Origin of the sequence: Bradyrhizobium sp. 153 (genome assembly GCF_023073835.1) — a bacterium.
Lineage (GTDB): Bacteria > Pseudomonadota > Alphaproteobacteria > Rhizobiales > Xanthobacteraceae > Bradyrhizobium.
The window spans coordinates 39,704-49,628 of record NZ_JADPKH010000132.1 but is presented as its reverse complement, the minus strand read 5'-3'; the positions used below and the strand labels follow the sequence as shown (position 1 = coordinate 49,628).

The window sequence follows — 9,925 nt, the reverse complement described above, 5'->3', positions numbered from 1 at the left end:
CGGCCTTTGAGCGCGACCGGGCTCAGATCCAGCAACGGGCGGTTTTGCGAGAACCGCCCGTTTGCACATTCTGGCAGATTTCCCAGACACAAGAGCGCGCCATAAGCCGTAAAACCATTGCGCAGGGAAGGCCGGGATGTCCAGGCTGCCCTGTATGCCGCTGTGCATCTGTTTCCGGCGCATTTGCGCACAGCGGACCGCGGGCGCCAGCCGGCGCCCGGTCTTCCCTGCGCCCTCTTCAATTATGAGGGCAAGGCACCGAAGCAGAGCTCGGGCGAACAAGCCGCGAGGATGCGAAGATGTGTCTGCCACCACACACTCGCCGTCATCGCCCGGCTTGCCGCCTTCGCCAAGGCTTCGGCGGGCCGAGCACTCCTGTGGGCCTCGGCGTAGCCTTGGCGGAGCCGGGACCGGGCGATCCAGTACGCCGAGACGGCAGTGCGTGAACAGAGACGCCGCGGCGTACGGGATTCCCCGCCGGGGCCTGTCATCGGGCTCGCCGAAGGCGAGACCGGTGGCGCGGCGTCACCTGGAGAATCAGGCCGCCGCCTCTTGATCGTCATCGCGAGGAGCCCTTGCGACGCAGCGCGTCCGGGACACGAGATTCATGCATCGCCACCCTTACCCGCCTCCTGCATCGCCAACGGCTCTTGTAACGAAAGTGTCATGCAGCGAAACTAAACGAGCCGGGGGCCGCGGTCGCGGCCAAGCCGCCTCACCGCAGGGAGAGATTTGATGCGCCGCTCACTGGTGTTGCTGTCCGCCGGACTGACATTCCTGTCCACCGGACTTGCCTCCGCCCAGAACAACACGCCCCGCAACTTGATCCTGTTCATTCCGGACGGCCTTCGCGCGCTGAAGGTCACACCGGAGACGGCTCCGGCGATGGCCGAGGTCCGCGACAAGGGCGTCAACTTCAAGAACCCGCATTCGTTGTTCCCGACCTTCACCATGGCCAACGGCTCGGCGATGTCGACCGGACACTATCTCGGTGATACCGGCGTTTTCTCCAACACGATCTGGACCAACTACACCTCCGTCCCCGCCGGCGACACCGTCGTCCCCTTTATCGAAAACGATGCCGTGCTCGGCGACATCGACGAGCATTTCAAGGGCGACTATCTGAACGAAGAGACCATCCTGAAGATGGCCCGCGACAAGGGGTTCAGCACCGCGGCGATCGGCAAGGTCGGCCCGACCTACCAGTTCGACCACACGGACAAGCCCGACAGGGCTGGTCTGCACTCGGTCGTGTTCGACGACTCCACCGGCGGCAAGAACGGTGTCGCGCTGTCGGACGAGGTGAAGGACGCGCTGACCAAGGCCGGCCTGCCCACCGCCACGCCACCACGCGGCGACAATTCCAAGGCGGGCGACGCCAAAACCCCTGGCACCACCGTCGCCAACGTCGCGCAACAGGCCTATTTTGCCGATGTCGCCACCAAGGTGGTGCTGCCGATGTTCAAGGCGCGCAACAAGCCGTTCGTGCTGGTGTTCTGGTCGCGCGACCCCGACGGCAGCCAGCACAATACCGGTGACAGCCTCAATCAGATCATGCCTGGGATCAACGGTCCCACCTCGATGGCTGGCATCAAGAATGCCGACACCAACCTCGCCCAGCTCCGCAAGGCGCTCGACGAGCTCGGGCTCGCCACATCGACCAACATCATCGTTTCCGCGGACCACGGCTTTTCGACCATCTCCAAGGAGAGCAAGACCAGCCCCTCGGCCAAGATCAGCTATGACGACACGCCGACGGACTTTTTGCCGATGGGCTTCCTGGCGCTCGACCTCGCCAAAGCGCTCGACCTGCCGCTGTTCGATCCCAACGACAAGAATGCGAAGATCGAAGGCAATAAGCATCCCAAGGCCGGTAACGGCGTGCTCGGCAAAGATCCGACCAAGCCCGATCTCGTTGTCGCGACCAATGGCGGCTCCGACCTGATCTATCTGCCTAACAAAGACAAGACGCTGGCGGCGAAGACGATCAAGGCGCTGCTCGAGCAGGACTACGTCTCCGGCCTGTTCGTCCACGACTCGCTCGGTCGCTTCCCCGGCACGCTGCCACTGTCGAGCATCAATCTGCGCGGCAAGGCGGCGACGCCGACGCCGTCGATCGTCGTCAACTTCCGCTCCTATGCCAGCGATTGCGGCGAGGCGCCGACCAACTGCTCGGTGCAGGTCGCCGATACCGTGCTGCGCCAGGGCCAGGGCATGCATGGCAGCTTCAGCCGCGGCGACACCATGAACTTCATGGCCGCCATTGGTCCGGACTTCAAGGCCGGCTATGTCGACGAGATCCCGGTCAGCAACGCCGACGTCGGCATGACCGCGGCCCGGCTCCTGGGCCTGCGCAGCGCGCAGAACGGCGTTCTCGTCGGCCGCGTGATCTCGGAGGCCCTGCTCAATGGCACGATGCCGAAGGCCTATGCCGGCACGCTGAAGTCCAAACCGGCGGAGGATGGCCTGATGACCGTGCTGAACTTCCAGCGCGTCGGCAGCCAGCGCTATTTCGATGCCGCCGGCTTCCCCGGCCGCACGCTCGGGCTCGAGCTTGAGGGCGGTAAACAAAAAACGGCGGGGAAATGACCCCGCCGCTCGATCGCGTCTGCATGAGGCGCGTAGATGTTAAATGCTTAAAACCTTACATGCCAATGTCGAACACGTTGGGCAATTGGCCCGCCAGAGGCAGTGCGGTGGCGCCCAGGAAGGTCGCCACCATCGCCATTAGGCGACGGTTGTTCTGGCGCTTGCCGCGCATCTGGCCGGCGATCCACTCCAGCATCTCGCTGTTGACCTTGGAGGCATAGGACGGTGCCCAGCTCTCGATCTCGGTGTCGGCCGATAGCGCAACGCTTCGCGGCGGCACCTTCAGGCCCGAGGCGCTGGCTGCATAATGGGCAACGGCCTTGGCGAGCAGGTCGTCGAACCGGCCACCGTCAGTACGTTCGGTCGCGGCCTCGTTGATCTCGAACAATACTTCGGCCTCGGTGCGGGTCACCGGCTGGTCGTTGACGGCAGTGGCCGTCAGGATGCGTACGCACCAGGCGGTGTCGTCGGCATCGAGCGAACGGGAGAAATGCACCCTTCCTTTGGTGGTCGGGCCTTCGCCCGTGATCACGCCGTCGCGCACGATGCTCAGCGCATGGGCCGCCGTATCGCGGCAGGACGGTTCGAGGGACGACGGCTCGGTAGGCTTAGGCGCAGCGGCAGACATAGTTCACTTCCAGACTTCTTCTGATCGGCCAGCATTTTCATGCCGACGTAAAGGGGTGGTTAACGATTCGATACGGGGATCGCGACTTTTCTAGATGGTTGCCAATTGGTCGCTGTCAGGACCATTTTGGTTCTAGGAAGCGCCGGGCGAGCGTGATGGAAGTCATAAACGGCATTATCGGGGCAATCGGCACCGTGTCACCCCGGGTGGAGATGTTTCGCCGCAGGCGCCGCGGTAACAGAAAGGTGCTAGAAGATCGGCCTTTCGAAGAAGGAATTCACATTTTACTTGAGCCGGTTCACTTGGCTTCGCCAAAACCCTATACTGATGATAACGGCCCGAGATGAATTCCATAGTAAATTCAAAGAGATGAGGTAGAACCATGACACTTCCGATCGGCGCCACCGCCCCCGACTTCGAAGCTGAGACCACCGAAGGGAAGATCAAGTTTCATGACTGGATCGGCAACAGCTGGGCCCTGCTGTTCTCGCACCCCAAGGACTTCACGCCGGTTTGTACGACCGAACTCGGCGCGCTGGCCAAGCTGAAGCCGGAATTCGACAAACGCGGCGTCAAGCTGATGGGCCTGTCGGTTGATCCAGTCGACCGCCATTCCAAATGGTCGGAGGACATCAAGGAGACGCAAGGCGCCGCGCCGAACTATCCGATGATCGGCGACACCGATTTCAACGTCTCCAAGCTCTACGGCATGCTGCCGGCCTCGACCTCGGGCGATCCCCTCACCCGCACGCCGGCCGACAACCAGACTGTTCGCAACGTCTTCATCATCGGGCCGGACAAGAAGATCAAACTGGTGCTGGTCTATCCGATGACCACAGGGCGGAACTTCCAGGAGATCCTGCGCGTCATCGACTCGCTCCAGCTCACCGCCAAGCATCGTGTCGCGACGCCGGCCGACTGGACCCAGGGCGAGGACGTCATCATCGCTGGCTCGGTCTCCAACGACGAGGCCAAGACGATCTATCCCCAGGGCTGGAAGGAGCCGAAGCCCTACATCCGCATCGTGCCGCAGCCGAAATAACCGAGCTGCCATCCCGCGATGGTCCGACGAACCCAGACCTCAGGTGCGCAATTGCGCACCGGGGGATCTCGAGATTCTCTGGTGCACAATTGCGCACCAGAGGTCGGTCCTTTAGAAGACGCCCCGCAATGACCGCGTTGGATCAGGCCGCGTGGACGCGGTCGAGGAAGCCGTCAACCTCGGCCTTCAGATGCAGGCTCTCGCCCGACAGCGCCTGGGCCGAGGCAAACATCCGGCTCGAGGTCTCGCCGGTTTCGCTCGCGCCCTTGGCGGCGTGACGGACATTGACGGCGACATCGGCCGTGCCCGACACCGCCGCACGAACGCTGGCCACGATGTTGTGGGTCGCGCTTTTCTGCTGCTCGACCGCAGCCGAGATCGAGCCGGCGATGCCGCTGATGCGCTCGATGGTCTGGCTGATCGCCTTGATGGCGGCGACCGATTCCTCGGTCGCGAGCTGCATGCTCTCGATCTGGTTCGAGATCTCGTCTGTTGCCTTGGCGGTCTGGCCGGCCAGCGTCTTGACCTCCTGGGCCACCACGGCGAAGCCGCGGCCGGCGTCGCCCGCGCGGGCGGCCTCGATGGTGGCGTTCAGCGCCAACAGGTTGGTCTGCTCGGCGATCGAGGTGATCAGCTTGACGACGTCGCCGATACGCGCGCCGGCTTCCGAGAGCTGCGCGATGCGCTGGTCGGTCGCCTCGGCCTGCCGCACCGCTTCGGCGGAGATCTCGTTGGATTCCTGCACCCGGCGGGTGATTTCGGAGATCGATTGGGACAGCTCGTCGGAGGCCGACGCTGCCGAACGCACGTGCTCGGAGGCGTTTTCGGAAGCTCCGGCCGAGTGCGCCGACAGTTCGGCGGTGGAGCGCGCAACATCGGTGAGTTGCCGTGCCACGCGCTCGAATTCGCCCGACGATGCGAGCACCTTGTCGAGAATGCCGCCGACGCTGCCGCGGAACTCCTCGACGAAGCTGCGAAGCTCCGCCTTGCGCTGCTCGGCCGCGGCAGTCGTTGCCGCCGCCTGCTCGCTGCGCAGGCGCGCCCGCTCCAGCGAATTGCTCTTGAAGACCGCGACGGTGCGGGCGATCTCGCCGATCTCATCGGCGCGATCTTCGCACTCGATCGCGACGTCGCTCTGGCCGTTGGCAAGCGCCGTGAGCGAGTGCGTGACCGAGGTGAGCGGTTTCGTGACACGGCGGACGATCACCAAGGTGAGGATCAGGACCAGGAGCGCCGCGAGACCGGCCGCCGCGGCCATGCTCGAGATCGCCTGGGACAGCATGCTCTCGAACTGGGCCATGGGGATGCCGACATAGAGAATGCCGGCGACCTTGCCGGTCGCGTCCAAGATCGGGAAATAGGCGGTCATGAACGACTTGCCGAACAGCGTCGCCGGCCCCTTATAGGCCTCGCCACGACGCAGCGGCGCCTGTCCCGGATGATCGGCGGCAAGCTGGGTGCCGACCGCGCGATCGCCATTCTCCTTCTTCACATTGGTCGAGCGTCGCACGAATTGTCGGCTCGCCTCGTCGAACACGAACAGGGTCGCATTGCCGCCGACATAGGACACTGCGCGATCGACGATGGCGTGATCCCTGAGCTCGGGCATCTTGGGAATCTCGGCGCGTGCGACTGCGCCATCCCTCACCGTGATCTTGACGTCTGGAACGGTCTCGGCGAAGGCCAGCGCCAGCGTGCGCAGGTTGACCTCGATGTCGCGGAGAGCACGATCGTTGAATGCGGATGTCAGCGACCAATAGCCGGAGCCGACCACGAGCGCCGTGTTCACGGCGATCAGCAGCACGGCGCACAGGACTGCCTTGGTGCCGAGCTTGAACTGCGGCAGAAGTTTCGCCGTTAGAAAGTTGGACATGAATCGAGTGACCCCCGTAACTCCTGCATATTGATGCAATCGGCTTACGGCCCCATTAACGACCGTTCGCACCGCCGGGCGCGGGCATTCTTTCCGAATCGTAAAGAAGCCCCCTCACCACGCCAAGCGCTCCGCCCCTCATCGTCTCGCTCGGCGGCGATCTCCGCCTGTCCGGCCACCCGCCACTCCGCAGCCGGTCAGCGATCACGCGAGCGGGACGCCGCGCTCGCAGCCTACGCAAGATCCGCATAGGTTGAGCGTTGCTTTGACACAATCTTGAAACCCGCTATCGTCATCGCTCCGTTCAAACAATGGGGGACGATATGGACAACGAGAAGCCGATCACCGAGCAGGCGATGGAGACGATCACCACCGCCGTGGAAGCGACCAAGGACGCCGCAGTCACCGCCGTCAAGCAGGTGAAGAAAGCCGCAAAGAAGGTCGCGGCGAAGAAGGCTGCCAAAAAGACGGCCAAGAAGGCTGCCAACAAGACCACGAAGAAAGCCGCGAAGAAGTCGTCCAAGAAAACCGCAAAAAAGGCCACCAAGACATCTGCGAAGAAGGCCGCCAAGAAAGCCACCAAATCGAAGAAGAAGGCCAAGAAGGCCAAGCGCTGACCGCAACGCTCGGAGCAGGTCTTCGGGTGCGGGCGCGCCCGGAGACGCTCTGGAGATACCCAGCGCCTTCAGAATACGCCAGCAGCAAAACTGCGAGCACCCGTCGGGGCTGTACGCACCGGAAACCTTTAAAAGCGTCGATTGACCACAAAGACCGCTGTGGCACAGAGCGCCATGCCGGCAATGGCAATTGCGTCCAGCTTTTCTCCGAACAGCAGGTAGGCCATCAGCGCCGTCACGGCCGGCACCAGGTAGAACAGGCTCGCGACCGAGGTTGCCGCGGCGTGGCGGATCAGCCAGTACAACAGCCCGATCGATCCGATCGAGAGCGCCACGGCCAGCCAGGCGAGCGCGAGCACGAATTCGCGCGTCCAGTGCACCACGCGGTCTTCGAACAGAAAGGCGCCGATCGCGAAGAAAATGGTGACGGACAGGTATTGCACGAGATTGCCGGCGCGCCAGTCGATGTGATTGCAGTAGCGGCGCTGATAGAGCGTGCCGAGGGTGATGCTGATCAGCGAGACCACCGAGGCGAGCCAGCCGAGCCCGGCTTCGCCGCTCATCGGGCGGTTGTGCAGGATCAGCACGACGCCGCCGAGGCCGAGCACGAGGCCGGTCCATTGCACCGGCGTCACCTTCTCGCCGAGCCAGCGATTGGCGATGGTCGAGGTCAGGATCGGCTGCAAACCCGGAATCAGCGCGGAAAGGCCTGCCGGAATCGAATGCGCGATCGCGATCGCGGTGCCGCCGAGATAGAATCCATGGACCAGAATGCCGGCGACCGCGCTGTGCGCAATGCCGGTGCCATCAGGCCATTTCGGTCGCGCGATCGCCGCGATGATCGCCATCAGGCCGACCACGATCGCCATGCGGATGGCGAGATAGGTCAAGGGATCGGCATTGTCGACGACGTATTTCGTGCCGATGAATCCGGTGCTCCAGAGCAGGACGAACAGGATCGGCGCCGCGCGGGCGGTCAGGGCTTCCGGATTGTGCTTCATTGCCGCCTCCATGCCCGATGGGGCCCCATGCGGCAATACGAATTTCTGGACGAGCGATGCTGCGCTGCGACGAACAGCGGGGAGCCGCGGCTCAGCCGCTCACCACTCTTCCGGACAGGGGTCGATGATTTTCCAGAGCTCGACCCCGTTCTTGATTTTCTTCATATCAGTGGTGAGCCCGCCATTGCGGCGGATCCAGTCCTTCACCTTGTCGGGATAGTAGGACATCAGATCGGAGGTACCCTCGGCGCTCGTGACCTTGATGCCGAAGGTGAAGGCCTTGTCGTAATAGGCCTGATGGAAGCCGAGGCTGGCGCGCGGCGTTACGCAGATCTTGTTCATCGGGACGATGCCAAGCACGAGCGTGCAGGCCGAATTGCAGATGCCGTCGATAATGACGCGCTCGCCCTTCTCGCGCACGCGCTTGTACTTGGCCTTGTACTCCTCGACATAGCCCCCGTGGTCGCGGGTGATGTGCAGCTCGGCGCGCGCCGGCATGGCGGCGGCGAGGCACAACAACAGCAGGCTCGGAAGCATGATGCGCATGGCGACGTGACGGCGAAAGCCTTCAGGAATGGACCGGCCTCGAAGGAGCCCCCAAAAGGCCGGCGAGGGATTCTAAACCGAATACTATTTGGTCACACTTGTGTGGGGAATTCGTTAAGCATCCCGAAAAGGCCAAAAATGGGCAGCTTTCGACCGCATGTCCGGCAATTCTGTCGCACCCACCCGGAAATCTGCGGTTTGGGCGTGATTCCGAGCCTCCGGACCGATGTCCTGACTACCCGAAATTGCTATACATAGCCGACCCATTCGCGCAGGTTCCGGAGAATCAGATGAGCAAGTTGAAGCTTGTAGCCGCAGTTGCTGTCCTGTCGGCTGCAATCCTAGCCCCCGGCCTCGCGGAGGCGCGGGGACACCACCGCTACCACCGCTCCTACGTCAACCCGCTGCCCTACCCGATCAGCTATCTGCACAATTACGGACCCGGCATCACCCCCGGCACCTTCGCCTATTACGACGGCCCGTCGACCAACCACTGCTACCGAAGCGCAGCCGCTTATATCGGCCAGGACGGTCGCCGGCACCCCTGCTACTGAGGGGCGCCGCTCCTTCCCGCGGGCGTTCTTATTTCGCGGCGCCCGAGAGCAGCAATTGCTTCTCGATCTCGTAGACCGATACGCCTTGTGCACGAGTCAGAATAATCGGCGCGGATCATGCCAGCGCGCGCGGTGAGGCCACCATGGTCGGGGCCGAGGTCTCGCCCGCGCTGACGTCAACATCGAGACGGCCGCCCCGTGCCCCGCAAAATTGCGCAGGATCAAGGCTGGCCGCAAGTCGTGCGAGCACCTGCCGGCGCACGCGCAACACTGAATCAGAGATGGTTTGGTGCCGTTAAGATCATCCCTGACGCTCGGCTGACCGAAGATTTGTTCATCAGCATTACATTTCGGGTCCGCCACAATTTGATCAGAACATCATCGATATCCTGCCTCGCGTCAGCGGAGGAAGACATCATGAAGCTCAAGATTGGCCTCGTCGCCGCATCCTTGTTCGGTGCCCTCGCGGTATCGCCGGCGGCGTCCGCCATGCCCATCGCGCCCGCGCCTGCAACTTCGCAGGTCTCCGACGTCGAGCAGGTCCGCATGGTCTGCAACGCCTGGGGACGCTGCTGGTGGCGTCCGAACTATTATGGGTATTACGGGCCGCGGCCGTACTACGGCCCCCGGTATTATGCGCCGCGCTACTACGGCCCACGCTATTATGGTTACGGCTATCGCCGCTGGTAATATCAAAGGGGGCCCTCGGGGCCCCTTCGCTTTTGCGAGAAGACGCATCTGGAAGCCCGCAGGGGCGCGCCCTTGGCGCGCGGGGTTGACGGTGAAAGCGCGGGCCGAGCAATAATGGGCTGTGCCATCAATGCATGGCGTAAACCCTGCAACCCTCGACAACCCGTTCGGCACGAGGTTGTCACCCATGTCTCAGGTACGACCTGCTACCTATGTCTCCGGGCTGGACAAACATAAGCGTGGCGCGCTCGGAAGGATTCGAACCTCCGACCCTCGGAATCGAAATCCGATGCTCTATCCAGCTGAGCTACGAGCGCCCTGGCCCAAAGATTGGGCCGCAACCGAGACGCGCCTGACCACTGTTGGCGAGCCCGCACAGCGGGCG

General features: G+C 63.1%; 9 protein-coding genes and 1 tRNA gene. 5 read left to right on the top strand and 5 right to left on the bottom strand.

What is annotated here, in order from left to right; translation table 11 throughout:
- The first annotated feature begins 735 nt into the window (after positions 1 to 735).
- Positions 736 to 2,589, top strand: a complete 1,854-nt coding sequence (locus tag IVA91_RS31505) for a nucleotide pyrophosphatase/phosphodiesterase family protein (RefSeq protein WP_247460126.1) — start codon at positions 736 to 738, stop codon at positions 2,587 to 2,589.
- A gap of 55 nt (positions 2,590 to 2,644) precedes the next feature.
- Here IVA91_RS31505 and IVA91_RS31500 read toward each other — a convergent pair whose 3' ends face one another.
- The gene (locus IVA91_RS31500) at positions 2,645 to 3,217 is read right to left on the bottom strand and encodes a hypothetical protein (protein WP_247460123.1); all 573 of its coding nucleotides are present in this window, start codon (positions 3,215 to 3,217) and stop codon (positions 2,645 to 2,647) included.
- 382 nt (positions 3,218 to 3,599) lie between these two features.
- Between IVA91_RS31500 and IVA91_RS31495 the strand changes: the two genes are divergently transcribed.
- A complete protein-coding gene (locus IVA91_RS31495; RefSeq protein WP_247460121.1) occupies positions 3,600 to 4,259 on the top strand; it encodes a peroxiredoxin in 660 nt (219 codons plus the stop codon).
- Positions 4,260 to 4,401: 142 nt separating this feature from the next.
- Here IVA91_RS31495 and IVA91_RS31490 read toward each other — a convergent pair whose 3' ends face one another.
- Positions 4,402 to 6,132: a Cache 3/Cache 2 fusion domain-containing protein gene (locus IVA91_RS31490; protein WP_247460120.1), complete on the bottom strand. Its 1,731-nt coding sequence runs from the start codon at positions 6,130 to 6,132 to the stop codon at positions 4,402 to 4,404.
- Between the two features lie 323 nt (positions 6,133 to 6,455).
- On the opposite strand from IVA91_RS31490, the gene IVA91_RS31485 reads away from it, so the two are divergent.
- On the top strand, positions 6,456 to 6,749 hold the full coding sequence (locus IVA91_RS31485) for a histone (RefSeq protein ID WP_247460118.1): 294 nt from the start codon (positions 6,456 to 6,458) through the stop codon (positions 6,747 to 6,749).
- Between the two features lie 128 nt (positions 6,750 to 6,877).
- Here IVA91_RS31485 and IVA91_RS31480 read toward each other — a convergent pair whose 3' ends face one another.
- Together IVA91_RS31480 and IVA91_RS31475 are read right to left on the bottom strand one after the other, a co-directional pair.
- On the bottom strand, positions 6,878 to 7,750 hold the full coding sequence (locus IVA91_RS31480) for a DMT family transporter (protein WP_247460116.1): 873 nt from the start codon (positions 7,748 to 7,750) through the stop codon (positions 6,878 to 6,880).
- Between the two features lie 99 nt (positions 7,751 to 7,849).
- Positions 7,850 to 8,296, bottom strand: coding sequence for a hypothetical protein (locus IVA91_RS31475; RefSeq protein ID WP_247460114.1), 447 nt, complete (start codon positions 8,294 to 8,296; stop codon positions 7,850 to 7,852).
- Between the two features lie 290 nt (positions 8,297 to 8,586).
- Here IVA91_RS31475 and IVA91_RS31470 point away from each other — a divergent pair, with 290 nt between their 5' ends.
- A complete protein-coding gene (locus IVA91_RS31470) occupies positions 8,587 to 8,850 on the top strand; it encodes a hypothetical protein (protein ID WP_247276231.1) in 264 nt (87 codons plus the stop codon).
- Between the two features lie 417 nt (positions 8,851 to 9,267).
- Positions 9,268 to 9,540, top strand: coding sequence for a hypothetical protein (locus IVA91_RS31465; RefSeq protein WP_247276230.1), 273 nt, complete (start codon positions 9,268 to 9,270; stop codon positions 9,538 to 9,540).
- Between the two features lie 240 nt (positions 9,541 to 9,780).
- Here the strand turns inward: IVA91_RS31465 and IVA91_RS31460 are convergent.
- Positions 9,781 to 9,857 (bottom strand) — tRNA-Arg (locus IVA91_RS31460).
- Between the last annotated feature and the right edge of the window lie 68 nt (positions 9,858 to 9,925).